16 protein-coding genes are annotated in these 20,950 nt (G+C 45.8%); 3 read left to right on the top strand and 13 right to left on the bottom strand.

The window, feature by feature from the left end:
• Positions 1 to 3: 3 nt before the first annotated feature.
• Both LZZ85_RS18805 and LZZ85_RS18800 read right to left on the bottom strand, forming a co-directional pair.
• Complete coding sequence (locus LZZ85_RS18805) at positions 4 to 3,015, bottom strand: SusC/RagA family TonB-linked outer membrane protein (protein ID WP_237874895.1); 3,012 nt, start codon at positions 3,013 to 3,015, stop codon at positions 4 to 6.
• Between the two features lie 217 nt (positions 3,016 to 3,232).
• On the bottom strand, positions 3,233 to 4,426 hold the full coding sequence (locus tag LZZ85_RS18800) for an acetyl-CoA C-acyltransferase (protein WP_237874894.1): 1,194 nt from the start codon (positions 4,424 to 4,426) through the stop codon (positions 3,233 to 3,235).
• A 152-nt stretch (positions 4,427 to 4,578) separates the two neighbouring features.
• On the opposite strand from LZZ85_RS18800, the gene rlmN reads away from it, so the two are divergent.
• From rlmN to LZZ85_RS18785, 3 genes are all read left to right on the top strand, one after another.
• Complete coding sequence (gene rlmN / locus LZZ85_RS18795) at positions 4,579 to 5,631, top strand: dual-specificity RNA methyltransferase RlmN (RefSeq protein ID WP_237874893.1); 1,053 nt, start codon at positions 4,579 to 4,581, stop codon at positions 5,629 to 5,631.
• 154 nt (positions 5,632 to 5,785) lie between these two features.
• Positions 5,786 to 6,745 (top strand): pseudouridine synthase, encoded by a 960-nt coding sequence (locus LZZ85_RS18790; protein ID WP_237874892.1) that lies wholly within the window; start codon positions 5,786 to 5,788, stop codon positions 6,743 to 6,745.
• 36 nt (positions 6,746 to 6,781) lie between these two features.
• On the top strand, positions 6,782 to 7,498 hold the full coding sequence (locus LZZ85_RS18785; RefSeq protein ID WP_237874891.1) for an RluA family pseudouridine synthase: 717 nt from the start codon (positions 6,782 to 6,784) through the stop codon (positions 7,496 to 7,498).
• A gap of 590 nt (positions 7,499 to 8,088) precedes the next feature.
• Here LZZ85_RS18785 and LZZ85_RS18780 read toward each other — a convergent pair.
• The 11 genes from LZZ85_RS18780 to LZZ85_RS18730 all read right to left on the bottom strand — a co-directional run bounded on the left by LZZ85_RS18780 (position 8,089) and on the right by LZZ85_RS18730 (position 20,872).
• A complete protein-coding gene (locus LZZ85_RS18780; RefSeq protein ID WP_237874890.1) occupies positions 8,089 to 9,261 on the bottom strand; it encodes an O-succinylhomoserine sulfhydrylase in 1,173 nt (390 codons plus the stop codon).
• Between the two features lie 134 nt (positions 9,262 to 9,395).
• Positions 9,396 to 10,310 (bottom strand): aldo/keto reductase, encoded by a 915-nt coding sequence (locus LZZ85_RS18775; RefSeq protein WP_237874889.1) that lies wholly within the window; start codon positions 10,308 to 10,310, stop codon positions 9,396 to 9,398.
• Positions 10,311 to 10,388: 78 nt separating this feature from the next.
• Complete coding sequence (locus LZZ85_RS18770) at positions 10,389 to 10,943, bottom strand: carboxymuconolactone decarboxylase family protein (RefSeq protein ID WP_237874888.1); 555 nt, start codon at positions 10,941 to 10,943, stop codon at positions 10,389 to 10,391.
• Between the two features lie 342 nt (positions 10,944 to 11,285).
• On the bottom strand, positions 11,286 to 12,788 hold the full coding sequence (locus tag LZZ85_RS18765) for a TSUP family transporter (protein ID WP_237874887.1): 1,503 nt from the start codon (positions 12,786 to 12,788) through the stop codon (positions 11,286 to 11,288).
• A gap of 9 nt (positions 12,789 to 12,797) precedes the next feature.
• A complete protein-coding gene (gene cysI / locus LZZ85_RS18760; RefSeq protein WP_237874886.1) occupies positions 12,798 to 14,468 on the bottom strand; it encodes an assimilatory sulfite reductase (NADPH) hemoprotein subunit in 1,671 nt (556 codons plus the stop codon).
• A 20-nt stretch (positions 14,469 to 14,488) separates the two neighbouring features.
• Positions 14,489 to 16,219 carry a diflavin oxidoreductase gene (locus LZZ85_RS18755; protein WP_237874885.1) on the bottom strand — a complete coding sequence of 577 codons (1,731 nt, stop codon included), beginning with the start codon at positions 16,217 to 16,219 and terminating at the stop codon, positions 14,489 to 14,491.
• 10 nt (positions 16,220 to 16,229) lie between these two features.
• A complete protein-coding gene (gene cobA, locus LZZ85_RS18750) occupies positions 16,230 to 17,048 on the bottom strand; it encodes a uroporphyrinogen-III C-methyltransferase (protein WP_237874884.1) in 819 nt (272 codons plus the stop codon).
• 38 nt (positions 17,049 to 17,086) lie between these two features.
• Entirely contained in the window at positions 17,087 to 18,328 is a 1,242-nt protein-coding gene (locus tag LZZ85_RS18745) for a sulfate adenylyltransferase subunit 1 (RefSeq protein ID WP_237874883.1), read from the bottom strand.
• A 157-nt stretch (positions 18,329 to 18,485) separates the two neighbouring features.
• A complete protein-coding gene (cysD, locus tag LZZ85_RS18740; RefSeq protein WP_237874882.1) occupies positions 18,486 to 19,394 on the bottom strand; it encodes a sulfate adenylyltransferase subunit CysD in 909 nt (302 codons plus the stop codon).
• Positions 19,395 to 19,406: 12 nt separating this feature from the next.
• Complete coding sequence (locus LZZ85_RS18735) at positions 19,407 to 20,135, bottom strand: phosphoadenylyl-sulfate reductase (protein ID WP_237874881.1); 729 nt, start codon at positions 20,133 to 20,135, stop codon at positions 19,407 to 19,409.
• A gap of 101 nt (positions 20,136 to 20,236) precedes the next feature.
• A complete protein-coding gene (locus LZZ85_RS18730) occupies positions 20,237 to 20,872 on the bottom strand; it encodes a peroxiredoxin (RefSeq protein ID WP_237874880.1) in 636 nt (211 codons plus the stop codon).
• Between the last annotated feature and the right edge of the window lie 78 nt (positions 20,873 to 20,950).

Below are 20,950 nucleotides of genomic sequence, written 5' to 3'. Positions count from 1 at the left end.
GTACTAGAATCTAACCTGTACACCAGCTGTAAAGTTTTTAGACACCGGAATGATACCGAAGTTGTCACCGGTAAATTCAGGATCGTAGCTTGGCCATTTAGATCTGGTCCAAAGGTTGATTGCCTGTACATATACTCTCACGCCATCCAGCGACAATTTTTTAACCTTACTTGCAGGCAGGTCATACCCAACTGTCAGTTGTTTCAGACGGATATAGTCTGTTCTGAACAGGTATCTTGTACCGCTACCCCAGCCTACGCTGTTGTAATCAGCCAGACCATTAAATGTACGTGGAGTAGCTACGATATCACCTGGATTCTGCCAGCGGTCATTGTAACCGGAAAGCAGTGTGTTCACTGTAGCTCCAGCCATACGCATCATTTGAGTGTACTGGCCATCTTGCCTAACACGACCAATCTCATACTGGAACATCGCGTCTACTGAGAATCCTTTATAAGAAAAAGTGTTATTCCATCCACCGAAGTATTCAGGGTAGATATTACCAACGATCTTTCTGTCAGCAGCAGTTGGGTTGTAAGTGATGTTACCATTGATATCATACCACATACCGCGACCAGTTGCAGGGTTAACACCAGCCCACTCTGAAGTAAAGAATGAACCAAGCGGGTAGCCTACGCGGATAGAGGCATCAGAAGGGAGTGATTCCAATCCGTCATACAGTTCAACCACTTTGTTCTTCTGCCATGCGATATTGAAAGAAGATCTCCATTTGAAGGCGCCTTTGAAAGGATCGATAGACACCATCAGCTCAAGACCCTTATTCTCGATCTTACCAAGGTTCTGTGTAATGCTGGAGAAACCTGTTGTGTTATAGAGTGCACGGCTCAGCAGGATGTCTTTGTTAAGCTTACGGTAAGCATCAACAGTGATCGTCAGTCTGTTTTCCAGTACGGTCAGATCAAGACCTACGTTATGCTCTTCCCTTGTTTCCCAGCTCAGATCGGGGTTACCTAACTGGCTTGGGAAGATACCAGAGGAGTTACCATAGATTCTCGTTGCACCATAAAGCTGTGCGTACAGAACGTTGCCGATCTGATCATTACCAGCCTGTCCGAAAGAGTATCTCAGTTTCAGATCATTGATAGCCGATACATTTCTCAGGAAAGACTCTTCTTTCGCATTCCATGCTACCTGCGCAGACTGGAAAATACCATATTTGTTGTTCAGGCCGAACCTGCTGGATGCATCTCTTCTGGCAGTATAGTTAAAGATATACTTGCTTCTGAAAGAGTAGCCAACTTTCGCGAACTGAGAGAATGTTGCACTTGCAGACCATGCACCGCTTACACCGGTTGGAGTAGATGCAGAGTTAAGGTATTGCAACATATAAGAAGGGAAGCCCTGACCGTCAGCCTGGAACCATTGGTTCTGGTCTCTGCGGTATTCGATACCTCCGAGCAAATTAATGTTATGGTCCTCTTTGAAAGTTTTGTTGTAGTTAACTGTGGCGTTGGTGATAAAGTTAGTATTCCAATCGCTCTGATCAGACAAACGACCGTTTACTGCAAAAGCATCGTTCACCCTTGGATCCTGATAACGGTGATCCTGGGTAAGACGGTAATCGATACCGGCCATACCTCTCAGCGTCAGCTCAGGAGTTACTTTGTATGTAAGAGCACTGTTACCTACCAGTTGATTGGTTCTTGTACTGTAGTTCACATACTCACCGATCGCCATGATGTTATGGTTAAATGTACCAACGATCGCCTGGCCAGACCCTGGCATACCATAATAGGTACCATCAGGGTTATAGATCGGGTTGATCGGTAGCATCATGCCGGCTGCATAAGCTGCGTTACCAAAACCAGTGTTACCAGTACTGTACGGCGCATTCTGGCCTGAAGTACTGATGCTAAGTGTATTGTCCAATGTAACTTTTGGGTTGATCTTAAAGCTGACTTTTGAAAGCAAAGACCCACGCTGGAAGTTGGTTGGAGCGATGAATGCATTGAATTTCTGATAAGAACCTGAGAGGTAGTAGCTCACATTCTGTGAACCTCCGTTGATAGACGCTTCCGCAGAGAAAATGTCTCCCTGACCGAAAACAGCATCCTGCCAGTCATAGGTAGGCAAGCTATCGATTTTTCCCTGAGTTGTGTTGGAAGGAAGACCGAGGTTACTCAATGCAGTCGTATGCGCACTTGCTGGAGTGGCGCCAGCATTGATCAACGCTTCCTTACGGAGTTCAAACCACTGTTGGGTAGTAAGAACTTCTATTCTTCCGAGCTCTTTTGTTTTACCTCCGTAAACGCTTACGTTGAATTTAGGCTTGCCTTGTTTACCACGTTTTGTAGTTACAAGTACAACACCGTTTGCAGCACGTGCTCCATAGATAGAAGCCGCCGCCGCATCTTTCAGTATCTCAATCGATTCGATATCATCAGTATTCAGGAAGTTAAGCGGGTTGTTCTGCGTGTTGATAGAACCAACGCTTGTATTGATCTGAACTCCGTCCACTACATATAATGGAACAGTTCCGGCATTGATAGAACCAACACCACGAATGATCACGCTTAATGAACCACCCGGGATACCGTTTGCAGAAGATACGATCACACCAGCTGCACGCCCCTGCATCGCCTGAGCAAAGTTCGGCATAGCCAGATTATCAATCTCAGAAGCACCGATACGGGAAATCGCAGAAGCAACATCCTTTTTACGGACCGTCTGATAGCCGGTTACAACCACTTCTTCAAGTGCTTTCTCGGCCTGTCTCATTGAAACGTTAATGGTAGAAGATGAGCCAATGTTCATTTCAGTCGGCTCCATGTCAACAGAAGAATAAACAAGAACAGTTCGGCCAGCAGGTACTGAGATCGAATAAACACCTTCGGCATTGGTAGTGGTACCGGTTAATGTTCCTTTTACTGTTACTGATACGTCGCGAAGTGGCGCGCCTTTGTCATCTGTCACTTTACCAGTGATAACCTTTTGTGCCCAGAGCTGACTGGCAAAAAGGATCACCGATAAAACGAGTACTAGTCGTTTCATCATGCAGTGTAGTTTATTTGGTTTAAATCTTTAGTTCGGTTACTAAATTGCGTGGCTTTTCTATTTCTTGGATTTAGGCGGCAAGCAGGGATAGTCCCATTAATTCTCTCATGTGGTTGACGTAAATAATCAGAGTTCCTTAACAATAGTTAAGAAGTGACTAAAATAGGTGAAATACCTTAACAAAAAAATAAAATGGAAATAATTTGAATTCCATTCGTCAAATTTTTTCAAAGATTATCGCAGCACCTTGGCCAACACCCACACACATAGTAGCGAGACCATATCTGATATCCGAACGCTGCATTTCATATAATAATGTTGTAGAAATTCTCACACCACTGCAACCTAAAGGGTGGCCCAATGCTATTGCTCCGCCGTTCACGTTCACTCTTTTTTCATCAAGCGATAACTCTCGCATACAAGCAATCGTTTGCGAAGCAAACGCTTCGTTCAACTCGATCAAGCCTATCTGATCAATACCAATATTTGCGCGTTGCAATGCCTTCTTTGTTGCCATCACTGGACCAACGCCCATTATCGAAGGATCAACACCGTTCATCCCGATAGAAACCACTTTCGCCATCGGCTTCAATCCATATTTTTTTACGGCAGCTTCACTCGCCAGCAGCATGGCAGCAGCTCCATCATTAATACCTGCAGCATTACCTGCCGTTACTGTTCCATCTTTTGCAAACGCCGGCTTCAATGAGGAAAGTTTTTCAAGCGAGGTCTGCCGCGGATGCTCATCATTTACAACCCAGCTTACCAATCCGTTTTGAAAAACCTCAAGGCTGGTGATCTCATCATCCCATTTATTAGCGGCCTTCGCTGCAAAATATTTTTTTTGGGATGACAGAGCGAATGCATCCTGCTCTTCACGCGAAACATTCCATTGTCTTGCGACATTCTCCGCGGTTTCACCCATGCTGAACGGATGGTACATGCCTGCAAGCTTCTTGTTCACAAAACGCCACCCCAGTGTAGTGTCGAACGTTTCCGTGCTGCGCTGAAAAGCGGTCGTTGCCTTAGCAGTGACGAAAGGAGCCCGGGTCATACTCTCCACACCGCATGCAATGATCAGTTCCGCATCTCCGCACATGACCTGCCTCGCCGAATCAGCAATAGCCTGCAACCCGGAAGCACAGAGGCGATTGACCGTATTTCCGGGAACTGACACCGGCAGACCGGCCAGTAGCGCTGCCATCCGGGCCACATTCCGGTTATCTTCTCCCGACTGGTTTGCCGCACCAGCGATCACATCCTCAATTGCATTCACATCAATCGAAGGATTTCTCTCTATCAACACGCTGATCACCTGGGCCAAAAGGTCATCCGGGCGAAAGGCAGAAAGGGCACCACCGTATTTACCAATGGGCGTACGGGTAGCATCAATGATATAAGCTGTATTCACGTAATGGATTGATTTTATTTATATTAGGTGGGATTTGCCCGGGCATGGCGGTGTACCTGATCAAGAGGAAAACGTAAAAATAAATACACAAACAGAACATGGGGCGATCGTATACTTTCTCTGGTAGCCGTGCAATATACTATCTTTGCAGCATGGCAAAAGCAGTAAAGCAAAATATCCGGACGCTGTCGCTCAGGGATATGGAGGCTTATTTTGAAGAAATGGGAGAGAAGAAGTTCAGAGCCAAGCAGGTATATGAATGGCTCTGGCTGAAGCAGGCACAGGACATCGAAGCCATGACCAATCTCAGCAAAGAGATCCGCACCAAGCTTAAAGAAGATTTTACCCTTCCGGCACTTACAGTCGACACAACACAATATTCCTCCGACGGAACCGTGAAATCCAGGTTCAGGACCCATGATGGCCACCTGGTAGAAGGCGTGCTGATCCCAACCGAAAGCAGGGTAACAGCTTGTGTATCATCACAGATCGGCTGTTCTCTCAGCTGTAAATTCTGCGCAACAGGGTATATCGACCGGAAACGAAACCTCGATTTTGACGAGATATATGACGAAGTGGTGCTGATCAACCAGCAAAGCGAACGTATTCACGGAAAAAAACTGACCAATATTGTTTTTATGGGCATGGGCGAACCGTTGCTTAACTATAAGAACGTATTGAAAGCGATCGAAAGAATCACTTCTCCTGACGGCCTCGGCATGAGTCCCCGAAGGATCACCGTATCGACCGCTGGCGTGGCAAAACAGATCAGGCAACTGGGTGACGATAATGTGAAATTCAAACTCGCTCTCTCATTACATGCAGCGAATGACAGGAAACGTCATGAGATCATGCCGATCAATGACAGTAATAATATCCAGTCGCTCATCGAAGCACTGAACTATTTCTATAAGAAGACCAAGAACGAGATCACCTTTGAATACATTCTGTTCAACAACTTCAACGACAGCCTGATGGATGCCGATGAACTGATCAAGATCTATCGCCAGGTGCCAGCCGATCTCGTCAATATAATTGAATACAACCCGATCGATTTCGCAAAATTTACCAAACCCACTGAAGAAAAAGTGGAAGCCTTTATGGCATATCTCGAAAAGAACAGGGTCAATGCACGCTTACGCCGCAGCCGGGGTAAAGATATCGACGCAGCTTGCGGACAGCTGGCAAATAAAGACACTCATTAAGCATTAAGTAAAAGTCAAAATTAAAAAGAACTCATGTGAACAGGAGTATCTAACAAACATTACTTTTTACTTTTTACTTTTTACTTTTTACTTTTTACTTTTTACTTTTTACTTTTTAATTTTTAATTATAAATCCTGTTGTAAAACAGCAATCATGAAAAAAGCTCCTTCCCAATTCGTTAAGTTTACAAAAACGAAAAGCAACGCTGCCAAGAAAGAAGAATTCAAAGCAGAGAAAAGAAAATACAAGAAAGAACGCGAAGAATACTTCGAGAAGAAGAAAGCGGAAACCCGTAAACTGCAGGGCGGAACAGATGGCCGCAGCAGGATGGGTAAGCAGGCAGGCGATAAGCCTGTTCCAGCGCCGGTGATCAACCGCCCCGAATCGGCAGGCACTATGCCGCTGAACAAATACATCGCCCATGCAGGTATTTGCGGACGCAGAGAAGCGGCCGATATTGTAAAGAGCGGTGTGGTGAAAGTCAATAAAGAAGTCGTGACTGAACCTGGCCATAAAGTTTCACCGCAAGACGAAGTTGTTGTAAACGGGAAAAAGATCTTCCTCGCAAAAAACCTGGTTTATATTCTTCTTAATAAACCGAAAGACTATATCACTACAACAGACGATCCGCAGAAAAGAAAGACAGTGCTTGACCTGATCAAACAGGCTACAAAAGAAAGAGTTTACCCGGTTGGACGACTCGATCGTAATACGTCCGGTGTCCTCTTACTGACCAATGATGGTGAGCTTGCTCAAAAACTCACGCACCCAAGCAACGAGATAAAAAAGATCTACGCTGTTACTCTCGACAAACCTTTAGATAAAAAAGATTTTGAGCAGATCCTCAAAGGTGTGACGCTTGAGGATGGCCTTGCCAATGTAGATGTACTTGCATACGCTGATCTGAAAGACAAAACGCAGATTGGTGTTGAGATCCATAGTGGCCGTAACAGGATCGTTCGCCGCATCTTTGAATCGCTGGGATATGATGTAAAGAATCTTGACCGCGTTACTTTTGCCGGTTTGACAAAAAAGAATGTAGAACGTGGCAAGTATCGTTTCCTGTCTGAAAAAGAAGTAAGGGATCTTAAGCATTTCAGAAAAGGAAAATAATTTACTACCCATCTCAAAGCATACGCACTCCTGATTATGAAGGATTGGATCATCTTTAAGAACGAAGATTTCATTGCGATAAATAAACCCTCCGGCCTTCTGTCCATCCCGGACAGAATGGGTAAAGACATTTCTCTGAAGGCCATGTTACAGGAGACGTTCGGCCATGTGTATACTGTCCATCGCCTCGACAAAGACACCAGTGGTCTCATCATTTTTGCTTTTAATGAAGCTGCGCACAAACATTTTTCGCAACAATTTGAAGCCAGGTTGACAGAAAAGATCTACCAGGGATTAGTGATTGGTACGCCGGTTAATCACGAAGGCAGCATCGATGCACGCATCGCTGAGAATACCGTCAGAAAAGGATTGATGATGATCCATTCCAGAGGAAAAGATTCATTGACAGATTATAAGCTCCTGGAAGACTTTGGCATTTATTCCTGGATGCAGTTCCGGATCCACACAGGCCGCACACACCAGATCAGGGTTCATATGAAAGAGATCGGCAACCCGATCGTTTGTGATGAACTGTATGGTGACGGGAAACCGGTGTTGCTATCTTCCTTCAAGAGCAAGTTCAAGTTGTCAAAGAATGAATTAGAAGAAAGGCCGATACTTGGCCGCCTTGCACTTCATGCATTCCAGTTGAAGTTGAATGGAATGGATGGTCAAAAAATTGAACTGGAGGCGCCATTACCAAAGGACCTTCGGGCTACATTGCGACAGTTAGAAAAAAGGAAGAAGAAATAGCCAGGTTTTTTTCCCGGCAATTAATGTTTTTTTCCCATTGACATTTTTGGAGATAGCGCGAGATTTGAGAACTGATTGATCGGTGTGTTGAAGAGTTGTTCAAGTCTCCTGCTGAAGATGGCATAAGGGCGAGGTACGGGTATAGATCACTCCTGCCTCATCCGCACTGTCATGCCCTTCAGCACCCAATCAAACATTGGTGGTGGAGGCGGGGGAGGGAGCCCGTCAGGGCGGAGTGGGTGAAGGAGGAGCGAATGATCAATCAGCGGATCCCCAACTTCCCGCTCTGGAAACCCACCCTCAAAATAACCGCTGCCAAAACCCCAATAATCAACCCCTCCATAGAACCCCGGCTCAACTCCGCATAGATCCAACCTCACCGAACTCATACTACGCCAGCGCAGTCTTCAACCAGTTCCAAAAGCTGCCACCTAAAATCACCAATCACCGCCGGAAGATCGTCATACCGAAATCTTCAACACCCTCGCCGTCACAAAAAAAGCCCACAACTTTCGTCATGGGCTCCTCAACAAATTATTATCAGAAGAAAAACTATAAAAGAATAAATACTTCTTCAGCTCTTGTTATTATTAGCTCTTATCCAAAGCCTGGCGCAGATCCTCCAGGATATCATCCACATGCTCCAGGCCAACTGACACACGGATCAACCCCGCGGTGATACCTACCGAACTCCTCTCCGTCTCTGTTAGTTTCGAGTGTGTCGTTGAAGCCGGATGCGATGCGATCGTTCGGCTGTCACCCAGGTTATTCGTCATAGAGATCATCTGCAGCGCATTCAAAAATTTACGCCCTGCATCCACTCCCCCTTTTATTTCAAACGATACGATCGCTCCACCATTGCGCATCTGCTTTTTGGCAATAGCATGCTGTGGATGATTCTCCAGCATCGGATACTTTACTGAATTCACTTTCGCATGGCCCTGTAACCCCTGTGCAACTTTCATCGCACTTTCAGCATGACGATCCATTCTTACAAAAAGTGTTTCAAGACTCTTCGTGAGTACCCACGCATTGAACGCACTCATTGACGGACCCGTATTTCTGACGAAGAGATAAAGCGGGTTGATCAATTCCTTGCGACCAACCACAACACCACCAAGTACACGCCCCTGACCATCCATAAATTTCGTGGCAGAATGCAACACAAGATCAGCGCCAAATTTAATCGGCTGTTGTACTGCAGGTGTGGCAAAGCAATTGTCTACTACAAACAATACGTTATGCTTTTTACAGATCGCAGAAACGTATTCAAGATCGATGATATCAAGACCCGGATTGGAAGGCGTTTCCAGGTAAAGCATCCTGGTGTTTGGCTTTATCAGTGCTTCTATTGTTTCAGGCCTGGTCATGTCAAAATAAGAAAAATCAATTCCCCATTTTGGCAGATACTTGGTCAGTATCGTATGTGTGGAACCGAACACAGCAGAAGCAGAAACGATATGATCCCCCTTACTTAAGAACGTCATGAATGTTGAGAAGATCGCCGCCATCCCCGTACCGGTTGCAATACCATCCTCAGCACCTTCAAGCGCGGCAACTTTATTAATAAACTCATCAACCGTCGGGTTCGAGAACCGCGAATAGATATTCACATCAAGCGTGTCGTCCGAAAAAGCAGCTGCCATATCTTCTGCTGAGTCATAAACAAAGCTGCTGGTCAGAAACAATGGCGTCGCATGTTCTTTTTCTTGCGTGCGGGCAGTCTGCAAACGGATAGCCTGTGTCTCGGGACGATATGCCATATAGGGTCATTTTTGTGTGACCGCAAAGATAAGCTAAGCAAGGAAAGAGGGAAAGGAGAAAGAGATGTTTGTTTTGAGCGGGATAAAAATAGGCCGGCAGGTAAGAGATATCCGGCCGGCCCTGTATAGCTTCTTTACTCCGCGCCGGCTGCTGGAGCTTCTTCACCCTTGGAGGTAATATAAAGATCATACCAATCCTGGCGATCCAGCTGGATCTCGAAGGCTTTAACAATGTTGCGGATCCGCTGTTCCTTCAACGTACCGATCAGCGGGAGCGCACCCAGTTTGATCAGCCAGGCTACGGCAATGGATTCAAGATTTGCCCCGTACTTCTTACCTATCTCATCCAGCTTATAATTAACCCGCAACGCAACAGGATCCGTACCGTTCTCAATACGCCCTCCCGCAAGCGGAGCCGCTGCAATAGGACGCATATAACGTTGCTTGATATAGTCGATCTGCCCATTGTCCAGCGCCGTCGTATTCAACAGATTCAGGTCGATATGATTCGTAACGATCGGAACACGCAGATAAGATGCCAGTAACTGATGCTGGAAAACAGAAAAATTGGCCACCCCTATATTCCGGATCTTGCCCGATGTTCGCAGACGCTCCAGTGCAAGAGCGGTTTCCTCGAGATCTGAAAGAGGGTCCAGCTGGTCAAGCAAAAAGATATCGATATAGTCGGTCCGAAGTTTTTGCAGCGAACTATCCACACTTTTCAAAATATGCGTTGCCGAAGTATCATAGTACTTCACCCTGATATCGGGTCTCGCGGGATGAGGAAGATTTACGCCGCATTTTGAAAATAATACAACATCTTCACGCCTGAAAGATTTCTGCTTCATCACATTGCCAAAAAGCTCTTCACACTGATACCCGCCATAGATATCCGCATGATCAAATGTATTGATACCAAGTTCCAGGCAAAGATTGATCAGCTTTTCCATGGCAGTCACACCACTTGCACTGGTATCTTCCCATCTCCAGAAACCGTATACGGCCGGAGACACTTTAGGTCCTGAGTCGCTTAAATAAATTTTCTGCATTCTGTTCGTTTTAAAGTTAGAGTAGAGTATTTGTAAATGCTAAAGCAATAGCCGGGTCTCCTTTTCGCCCAGGTTCTCTTATCTCGCGTTTTGCCAGATCGACCGTACCGGCGGCAGATAGTCAAGCAAGAATTCATCCATATCTGTTTCCATCACATTATTGAAAATATTGGTCGCTATCATCTGACCAGCAAAAGCAACCAGTATCACGATCTGCTGCTTGGAATATCTATTGCCAAGAGGATCATAGACATGATCAGCAATATTTCCCTGGCACTTCGCAATACTGCTCCCAAAATCAAGCAGCAACCTTTCCTCTTTTGTTAATACCAACGATTCAGGTCTTTCACCTCCATCTATGATCTGCTTTCTAAAAAATGTTGCACACAAAGGACAATCGGCAGAATAAGAGATCGCATACGCAAATAAATACGCCATACGTTTTCCTACGATCTTTTCAACTTCCTCATAAAGCGGATACCACTGCGTATACACGTCAAACGCAAGAAGGGAATGACCGAGTATGTTTTTCATATTGGTCACACGCGCCTGATACTGCTCCACATGACGCTCAAAAGCCACCTTCACTGCGGGTGATAACTCCTGCCTGCTTACCGATGCGATTCTCGCCATAATTTTGTTTTTGACACCGTGGTCGGATTCGAACCGACGTATCAGGTTTTGCAAACCTCTACCTCTCCTCTCGGCCACACGGCTGAAATAGGGCATCCCGGAGAACCGGGACGCCGTTACTACTCTAACGTTTGCTTTAAAACGATAAGCAAAACTTTTTTAGATATTTCAATCAGCTTGCAGTTCCTCTGTTGAAGTAAATTAGTCTACTGTTTTAGTATACTAATAGTTTATAAAAAAAGGACTCGTGGTCCCGTGAGTGCAAACATAGTATATAAAGTTTAGTCCACAATACTTGTAGACTAAATAATTTTTTACTGCAAAAGTGCTGGTATTTTTGTGCTAAATCGCCCTGACAAGTATCCGGATGCTCCAGGCAACCACCACTACTCCCAACAAGATGAAAGACGCCTTTCGGGGAAGCTTTCCATTAAGCCGCGCAGCAAGAGGCGCTGCGATCAGCCCACCAACGATCAACGCTATAATAACCTGCCAGTGCTGAACCCCTATCAGCGTAAAGAACGTGAAAGCACTCGCAAGCGTAACAAAAAACTCAGTCAGACTAACAGAACCTACAACATACCTCGGAGTACGCCCCTTGGTGATCAATGTAGCTGTCACGATCGGGCCCCAGCCCCCTCCTCCGAATGAATCAAAAAAACCACCAGCCCCAGCCAACCAGCCGTAGCGTTTAAATTTCTTTTTCACATTCGATTTCTTAAAAGCAGTAATAAAAATACGGATGCCCAGCACTAAAGTATACATAGCCATAATAGGCCGTATGTAGGCAATATGGGTTTCTCCGAACTTCACTAATAATACCGCACCTAACACCGCACCTATCACTCCGGGGACCAATAGCGCTTTGAAAAGCTTCTTATTTACGTTCCCAAATTTATAGTGGCTATATCCTGAAGCACCACTTGCAAACATCTCCGCAGTGTGAATACTGCCACTGATCGCTGCCGGGCTTACATTAGCAGACATCAGTGCGATCGCACTCGTTACGCCATATCCCATACTCGTTGCACCATCCACCATCTGCGCAAGAAACCCCGCCAGCACCATCCAGTGAAAATTTGCATCGAGCCCACGATAAAGGGTCAACGTTTTTTCAGCGATCACCTGTAATGGCAAATATGAAAAGATAAAATGCCCGATCAGCATGAATGCAAACGCAGCCACCGAATAGCTGGCAACCCTTTTCCACCGCTTTTCACTAAAACTGGAATCACTCTCCACTAATACCTTTGTAAGCGCATTCAGCTTTTTCACCTTGTTCTCAAAATTTCCATTCAGCTTACCCCGCACCTGGTGCAGATTCCGGATCACCTCGTCAAGCTCCGCAGGCAAAGCATCATTCAATACTTCCTTTATTCGCTTGGCCGCCGTCGGAGATTTTCCGTTAGTGGAAATAGCCAGCTTAAGATTCCCTTTCTTTACAACAGAGCTCAGGTAAAAATCACAGAGATCAGGAGTATCTGCCACGTTCACCAGCTTTCCCGAACGTTTCGCAATTTCATGTATCGAAGCGCTTACGTCCCGCTTATTTACCGCAACAATGATAATGTCACGCCCTTCTATGTCACTCTCTTCAAATGGTCTTTCATGTAACTCAACTTTCGGGTAATCCTGCACAAGTGTTTTGATCGCATGACTGATCTCGGTTGCAACCAGCGTGATACCTGACGCAGGAGAATTATGCACTAGGGCATGCAATTTCTCCAACCCAACCTTCCCACCTCCAACGATCAGTACATTCAGTTGATCCAGTTTCAGAAATACAGGGAACAGCTCATTCGTATCCTGCTTAATAGCTGTAGTAACCGTTGTTGTATTCTCCATGATCATTTTTTAATGCTTAGCGATCCATTTTCTGTACGAAAAATCACCGAAGGTTTCCCCTGCTTCCCGTTCTGAACTGTAGGCAGAGAACAATTCATCGAGGCTCTGAAGAATAACATCCTCGCCAATATTGTCTTTATACTTTGTATTCAACCGCTCGCCGATCCTGTCTCCCCCGATATGCAGATTGTACTGACCATAACTTGTTCCCACAAAACCTATTTCCGCGGCAGGGGATCTTCCACATCCATTAGGGCAACCTGTCATCCGTAGTGTGATCTCCTCGTCTTCCAAACCATATTTCTCCACTATCGGCTCGATCTTTGAAATAAGCGTTGGCAAATAGCGCTGCGCTTCAGCCAGGGCGAGCGGACAGGTATTGAACGCAACACAAGCTATCGAATTCTTCCTGATCTTCCCAGCCTTTTCCGTGTGCTGAATCAAACCAAAACGATCCAGTATCTCACCGACAACTGTTCTATCTTTTTCATCAACATCGGCAATGATCACATTCTGATTGCCTGTAAAGCGGAAATTTGCTTTCCCTGACTTTGCAACTTCCAGCAGTCCGGTCTTCATTGGTAACTCATCACTATCGAGAACGCGCCCATTTTCAACAAACAACGTGTAATTCCACTTCCCTTCATGATTTTGTTGCCATCCAAAATGATCTTTCCTTTCCGTGAATTTATATGGCTTCGCTTCTTCAAGCTTAAATCCTGTTCTTCTCTGCAGCTCCTCGATGAATTCAGGAACGCCGATCCGGTCGATCGTATATTTCAGCCTGGCCAGTTTACGATCTGCCCGGTTCCCATAGTCACGCTGGATCGTCATGATCTCGTACACCGTTTTCAAAACCTTTTCTTCAGTGGCAACAAACCCGAGCATACTTCCCAGTCTGGGATAAGTTTGCGGATTTCCATGCGTTGCGCTTAAACCACCACCCGCTGCGATATTGAATCCTTTTAGTTTTCCACCTTCAATCACAGCGATCAAACCAATATCATTGGTAAATACATCTATATCATTATTAGGAGGTATCGCTATCGCGATCTTGAATTTCCGTGGCAGATACCTGTCCTGGTACAGTGGGTCATCTTCTTTCTTATCGGCCAACTGTTCTTCATCGAGCCATACTTCATAATAGGCACGTGTCTTCGGAAGTGCCAGCAAACTGATCTTATCCGCATAACGAAAGACTTCTTCATGCAAAGGCGACTCACCCGGGTGCGCACTGCACATCACATTCCGGTTCACATCACCGCAGGCAGCAATAGAGTCCAGCGCCAGCGTATTAAACGCCTTGATCGTAGGTTTGATGGATGATTTGAGAATACCATGCAATTGCACGGTCTGCCTAGTAGTGATCTTGATCGTGCCGGTTGAATAATCCCCGGCCACATGATGCAATCCTATCCACTGCTCCGGTTTCAGAAAACCGCCAGGCAACCTAAGCCTGATCATATAAGAATACAACCACTCCAATTTCCTGGCACTGCGCTCTTCCCGCCGGTCACGATCATCCTGCTGATACATTCCGTGGAATTTGATCAGCGACTGATCGTCTTCACGCAACGCTCCGGTGATATCATCCTTCAGGCTTTCTTTCAATGTGCCACGCAAACCATCACTGGCCTTCTTGATGCGTTCGACTGGTGACAGATTTTTTCCTTCACTCATGGTTGGTCGTTACTTTAAAATCAATAAACATCCTTACTGTATCTGCCTTCCTTCCGCAGTTGTTCAAGGTATTTCACGGCGGCATCAGCAGATAGATTACCCTGCTCTTCAATAATCTTTATCAGAGAGATCTCCACATCTTTACTCATGGGGTCCTTGGTGCCACTAACATATATAGCCGCTCCTCCTTCTATCCAATTGAATAATTCCTGCGCATGCTGTTGCATCCGGTGCTGGACATATAATTTCTCCTGCTGATCCCTGGAGAATGCCAGATCAAGTTTTGTCAACACACCGGTCTGCACGAAATGCTGCATCTCCGTCTGATATAGGAAATCCGTTACAAAGTGCTGATCACCGAAAAAGAACCAGTTCCTTCCAGTGGCGCCGGTTGCATCTCTCTCAGCAAGAAATGCGCGGAACGGCGCAACGCCGGTGCCCGGCCCGATCATAATTATATCCTTATCAGCTGACGGAAGTTTAAAATTCTTATCCTTATGCACATAAAATGTGATCCCCGATCCTATCGGCTGATCTCCCAGGAACTCACTGCACAATCCAAAGCGCTGCTCTTCCTGTGCAAGGAAGCGATCTCTTGCCACGGTGATATGTACCTCGTTCCTGCCATGGCCTTCAGGAGATGATGCAACGGAATACAAACGCGGCGCTATCGGGATCAGGATCTGCAATACCTCTTTGAATTGATCCGCATCTTTAACCGGATAGATCCGCAAAAGATCGACAAGATCCATTCTTGTATCCGGAATCTCCTGTCCAATGATCGATGCATACTTTTTTACGGTACTCGTCAGCAGGTAACAGATATTCAATTGTGTCGCCAAAAGATCACTAACTGATCCGGAGGCCTTCGCTGTCTGTACTTCCTCTTCAGGGTCGACGCCAGTCAGCTCAATGATACGCCTGATAACTTCAGGTCTGTTACGCGGAACAATACCTATTGTATCCCCCGGCTCGTATTCGATCTCTTCCTCTGTGACGAGTTCAATATGATAGGTCTGCTTATTTGACCCGCGATCATTCAGGTTAATATTCGCCTGTATGGTGGAATGGTAAAATTTCTTCTCGGTTTTCTTCTTTGACACCACAGATTGGACCGGGGCCACGGGAACAACAACTGGCGACTTTGCTTCGGCACTGATCACCGACAAAACCCTGTCAAACCATTGCATCGCATCATCTTCATAATCCACATCACATTTCTGCAATGGCAGGATCCTGTTCGCTCCGAAAAGTTGAAACTGTGTGTCCACGTCTTCACCCGTCTTACAATACATAGGATAAGATGTATCACCCAATGCAAGTACACCATACTTCAGATTAGGTAGTTGAAGTTTGTTTTCATGAATGTACTCATAAAACTTTTTTGCCGGGATCGGAGGCTCACCTTCCCCCTGCGTGCTGATCACAACAAACAGGTACTCTTCTTTAGCAAGATCAGCTACACGATACTGATCAAGCCCGGTCAGCTTTGCATTCACACCCTTCTTCTTCGCCACGGCCGCCAGTTGCGTAGCAAGCTTTTTGGAATTTCCCGTTTCTGTACCGAATACAAGACTGATCTTCTTTACAGATGCAGGTACAGCCGTTTGCTGAGCAGCAGGTGGCGCGGCTACCTCTTTATTGCCATTTGAGACAAGAGCCGACAGATAGCCGTTGATCCAAACCAGTTCTTCACGTGAAGAAGTTTGGATCAATTCCTCTAGTGTTTTTAGTTTAGGAGCTGAGAGCATACTTTGACTTTTAAACGGCCTGCCTGCGCAGAGATTCAACGGGTTCAAAATACTGTTCCTGGCTATTGCTATTCCGGATCCACGCAAACTGCTCATGCAATGCCACTACTTTACCAATGATCAGCAAAGAAGGAGACGCGAACTCCCTCCCATCAAAATTCTGTCTGTGCTGGTAAATATTAGAAACATGCACATTCTGCAGACGTGTAGTCGCCTGTTCTACCACCGCAAGAAATTTATCGGAGGTAATGCCATTCTTCTTCAGGTTCTCAACAATATCATCAAGCGTACCCGATGACATGTAGAATACAAGCGTATCATCCGTTTGTGCAAGCTCCTTCCAGTATGTATCGGAAAGAAGGTCTGTTTTATAGAACGTCAGAAACCTTACGGCGTTGGCGTAATTCCTGGCAGTAAGAGGAATACCGGCATAAGCAGCAGCTCCAAATGCAGCAGAGATGCCGGGAATGATCTCATAGGCGATCCCATTCTCTACAAGCACTTGCAGCTCATCAAGCATATTGGCAAACACAGAAACGTCGCCGCCTTTCAGCCGGACCACGGTCTTACCCGCTTTACTATGTTCGATCATCAACTGGTTGATCCTTTTCTGCGGCGTGGAAGTCCCATACCTGCCCTGTTTACCGACACAGATCACTTCGGCTTTCGGGCCGACATACTCATCGAGGATCTCATGACTGACTAATCTGTCCGTCAACACAACATCCGCCTTCTGCAACCAGCGAACAGCCTTGACAGAAATAAGCTCGGGGTCGCCGGGACCAGCTCCGGCAAGAATTACCTTCCCTTGTATACGCTGTACATTCATAGTCTACCAGTTTAGTAGATTTAATAAGTAAAAAAATATTACTGCAGCAGCAGCGCTGCTACAGTATTATTGCTTGTTTCATCAATCAGGATAGCACTACCTGTTCCCTGAATAGAGGAATAAGGATCATATACCAACGGTGATGCTACTTTAATTGTAGCCTTCACCACTTCATTGAGTTTTACGCCGCTGTCAACCGGCAGCTGCTGTAATGTATTTACATCCAGCTTGTATTCTACATTACGTACTACGGCACGAACCAGCCGGCTATTGTGCTGCAGGTAATACTTATTTCCAGGCTGTAACGGTTTCTCATCAAGCCAGCAAAGAACCACGTCCAGTTCGTTAGCAACCCTGGGCTGATTGTTAACGCTCACGATAGAATCACCCCGGCTGATATCTATATCATCTTTCAAATGGATCGTCACACTCTGTGGCGCAAATACTTCCTCTGCTTCCACCCCGCTTACTTCAAGCTTTGAGATCTCTGTTTCAATACCAGAAGGCAGCACAGCCACTTTATCTCCTTTTCTGTAGATCCCGCTGATCACTTTCCCGGCATAGCCGCGGTAATCATGCAGATCACTTGTCTGCGGCCGGATCACCAACTGCACCTGGAAACGCGGGTCTTCAAGATTGATGTCCTGATCAGTTTCAACCTCCTCCAGCATTTCAAGCAAAGGCTTGCCGTCATACCAGGGGATCGAAACCGACTTATCTACGATATTGTCTCCATTTAGCGCACTGATCGGGATATAAGTAACATCCTTCAATCCCAATTGGCGTGCTACTTCTGCATAATCGATCAGGATATTGTTATAGATATCCTGTGAATACTCGACCAGGTCCATTTTATTCACCGCCACCACCACATGCGGTATTTTTAAAAGAGATGCGATAATGGAGTGGCGGCGGGTTTGCTCTACCACTCCCTGCCGTGCATCTACCAGGATAATAATGAGATTCGCATTCGAAGCCCCGGTGATCATATTCCTCGTGTACTGCACATGCCCGGGAGCATCCGCTATTATAAATTTTCTTTTCGGGGTCGAAAAATAACGGTAAGCCACATCGATCGTAATCCCCTGCTCACGCTCGGCCCTCAAACCATCCGTCAGCAAAGCAAGATCAATCGGGCCGGCATCCTTATTCTTCGTCTGCTTTTCCAACGCCTCCAGCTGGTCTACCAGTATATTCTTGCTATCATACAGCAGACGCCCGATAAGCGTACTCTTACCGTCATCCACACTGCCCGCTGTTATAAACCTTAGTAAATCCATGTGAGTTTATTAGTGTATGAAGGGAAGTAAAAATTAAAAAATCAAAATTAAAAATTACGGATACGGTACAAGAAAAGCTGTTTAAAAGAAATACTTTTTACTTTTTACTTTTTACTTTTTACTTTTTACTTTTTACTTTTTACTTTTTACTTTTTACTTAAAAATATCCATTCTTTTTCCTGTCTTCCATCGCTGCTTCCGTGACCCTGTCATCGATCCTTGTTTCGCCACGCTCACTGATCCTTGCGGCGGTGATCTCATTGATGACATCATCGAGTGTTGACGCAGATGATTCAACGGCTGCGGTACAGGTCATATCGCCAACGGTCCTGTATCGAACAGTCTTGTTGACAACAGTGTCGGTATCTTCTATCTGTATAAATTCGGATATAGCGATCAGCTGTCCTTCATGCACCAGCACTTCACGGTCATGTGCGAAGTAGATCGAAGGCAGTTCGATCTTTTCTTTGCGTATATAATTCCAGATGTCCAGCTCTGTCCAGTTGCTGATCGGGAATACGCGAACGTTCTCACCTTTATGTATTCTTCCATTATACAGGTTCCACAATTCCGGTCGCTGCAGTTTCGGATTCCATTGTCCAAATTCATCTCTTACAGAAAAGATGCGCTCTTTAGCCCGTGCTTTTTCTTCATCGCGCCTGGCGCCTCCAATGCAGGCATCGAAGCCAAATTCTTCGATCGTATCAAGGAGTGTATATGTTTGTAGCCAGTTACGGCTGGCGAATTTTCCCTTTTGCTCAGTCAGCTTTCTTTCACGGATCGTGTCTTCAACCTTCCGTACCACCAGATTCGCATTTACTTCCGCAGCCAGCTGATCACGGAATGCGAGTGCTTCTGGAAAGTTATGCCCTGTATCTATATGTACCAATGGAAAAGGGATCTTACCCGGAGCAAATGCCTTTCTGGCAAGATGCACGAGCGTGATCGAATCCTTCCCGCCACTGAACAGCAAGGCAGGCTTTTCAAACTGTGCAGCAATTTCGCGGAAGATAAAAATACTTTCCGCTTCGAGTTGCTCCAGGTAATCGAGGTGATGTTTACTCATACGCTACATTTCTTATTTAGCCTCTACTTGTTTGTTAATAACGTTTGCGATGGTGGAATGCAAACCACATTCCTTATGTGATGTTTCCCACCACCAGCGTCCCGCACGGGCATCTTCGCCCGGCTCGATCGCTCTTGTACAGGGAGCACAACCAATGCTCACAAAACCTTTATCATGCAAAGGACTGTAAGGAACATTATGTTCCCGGATATAGTCCATCATTTCCTCAAAGCTCCACCTGATCAGCGGATTGAATTTGTACAGCTGCCGGTCTTCCATCCATTCGATCATTGGCATCTGCTGCCGGTTACCCGACTGCTCCGCACGTAAACCCGTGATCCACACCCTCGCTCCCGCCAACGCACGGTTCAACGGTTTTACTTTTCTGACATGACAACACTCTTTCCGGTTATCCACAGATTCATAAAAACTGTTGATCCCTTTTGTCTGGACGAACGTTTCCACATCTGCCGCTTCCGGAAAAAAGATGGATACTTTATTACGGTATCTCGCTTCTATGCGGTCAAGCAATTCATACGTTTCATTGAACAAACGTCCTGTATCGATCGTGAAGATCTTTACATCCAGTTTATTCCGGAAGATCACATCTGTCAATACCTGGTCTTCCTGACCGAGCGAAGTGGAGAAAACGACTTTGCCGGGGAACATTGCGGCTATATGCGCAATGCCCTCCGGCAAGGAAAGCTCTTCCAGCTGTTGTATCTGCTCGTTTGTCAGCACCCAAAAAAAGTTATTTCGTTAGTAGTAGCACTTCAAATTAAAAAGTCACCCCGCTTAGCAAAGAAAATCTCTTTAAACCGACAAGCGGGGTTACTTTTTACTTAAAGATCTGGCTGCGGTGTATACCTCAAATAAGGCTTCACCACTTTCACACCTTTAGGGAATTTTTTGATCGCATCTTCTGTTGATACGGCTGGTACAACGATCACGTCTTCGCCATGAGTCCAGTTAGCGGGTGTGGCCACGCTATGGCTGGCGGTCAGCTGTAATGAATCGATCACCCGCAGTACTTCCACAAAATTCCGGCCTGTTGATGCAGGATAGGTAATGATGAGTTTAACTGCTTTATCCGGGCCGATGATGAACAGTGAACGTACTGTCGCTGTTGCCGATGCATTCGGATGGATCATATCGTACAATGTGGCAACATTCCTGTCCTCATCAGCGATGATCGGGAAGTTGACCGTTGTATTCTGTGTTTCATTAATGTCTTTTACCCAGCCATGATGCTTATCCAGCGGGTCAATACTTACTGCAAGTACCTTCACATTTCTTTTCGCAAATTCATCACCAAGCAAGGCGGTCCTGCCCAGCTCTGTTGTGCAAACAGGAGTATAGTCAGCAGGGTGTGAAAACAAAACACCCCAGCCATTACCCAGGTATTCATACAGATCAATTTCACCTGCGGTGGTCTGTGCTTTAAAGTTTGGTGCTGCATCGCCAAGACGTAATCCCATAATTTTTCTTTTAAGTAGTTAACAAAAATAGGGGGAAATGAATACCCCACCAAGTTTGTGGACTAGTTTCTTGGGAGA

The sequence above is a fragment of the Terrimonas ginsenosidimutans genome, assembly GCF_022012415.1.
Taxonomy (GTDB): domain Bacteria; phylum Bacteroidota; class Bacteroidia; order Chitinophagales; family Chitinophagaceae; genus Terrimonas_A; species Terrimonas_A ginsenosidimutans.
This window is presented reverse-complemented; position numbering and strand designations above follow the sequence as displayed.

Excerpts from the sequence above, each read along its gene's own strand:
- LZZ85_RS18805 (WP_237874895.1), bottom strand. The coding sequence starts at position 3,015 with ATGATGAAACGACTAGTACTCGTTTTATCGGTGATCCTTTTTGCCAGT.
- rlmN (WP_237874893.1), top strand. The coding sequence starts at position 4,579 with ATGGCAAAAGCAGTAAAGCAAAATATCCGGACGCTGTCGCTCAGGGAT.
- LZZ85_RS18790 (WP_237874892.1), top strand. The coding sequence starts at position 5,786 with ATGAAAAAAGCTCCTTCCCAATTCGTTAAGTTTACAAAAACGAAAAGC.
- LZZ85_RS18785 (WP_237874891.1), top strand. The coding sequence starts at position 6,782 with ATGAAGGATTGGATCATCTTTAAGAACGAAGATTTCATTGCGATAAAT.
- LZZ85_RS18780 (WP_237874890.1), bottom strand. The coding sequence starts at position 9,261 with ATGGCATATCGTCCCGAGACACAGGCTATCCGTTTGCAGACTGCCCGC.
- LZZ85_RS18775 (WP_237874889.1), bottom strand. The coding sequence starts at position 10,310 with ATGCAGAAAATTTATTTAAGCGACTCAGGACCTAAAGTGTCTCCGGCC.
- LZZ85_RS18770 (WP_237874888.1), bottom strand. The coding sequence starts at position 10,943 with ATGGCGAGAATCGCATCGGTAAGCAGGCAGGAGTTATCACCCGCAGTG.
- LZZ85_RS18765 (WP_237874887.1), bottom strand. The coding sequence starts at position 12,788 with ATGGAGAATACAACAACGGTTACTACAGCTATTAAGCAGGATACGAAT.
- cysI (WP_237874886.1), bottom strand. The coding sequence starts at position 14,468 with ATGAGTGAAGGAAAAAATCTGTCACCAGTCGAACGCATCAAGAAGGCC.
- LZZ85_RS18755 (WP_237874885.1), bottom strand. The coding sequence starts at position 16,219 with ATGCTCTCAGCTCCTAAACTAAAAACACTAGAGGAATTGATCCAAACT.
- cobA (WP_237874884.1), bottom strand. The coding sequence starts at position 17,048 with ATGAATGTACAGCGTATACAAGGGAAGGTAATTCTTGCCGGAGCTGGT.
- LZZ85_RS18745 (WP_237874883.1), bottom strand. The coding sequence starts at position 18,328 with ATGGATTTACTAAGGTTTATAACAGCGGGCAGTGTGGATGACGGTAAG.
- cysD (WP_237874882.1), bottom strand. The coding sequence starts at position 19,394 with ATGAGTAAACATCACCTCGATTACCTGGAGCAACTCGAAGCGGAAAGT.
- LZZ85_RS18730 (WP_237874880.1), bottom strand. The coding sequence starts at position 20,872 with ATGGGATTACGTCTTGGCGATGCAGCACCAAACTTTAAAGCACAGACC.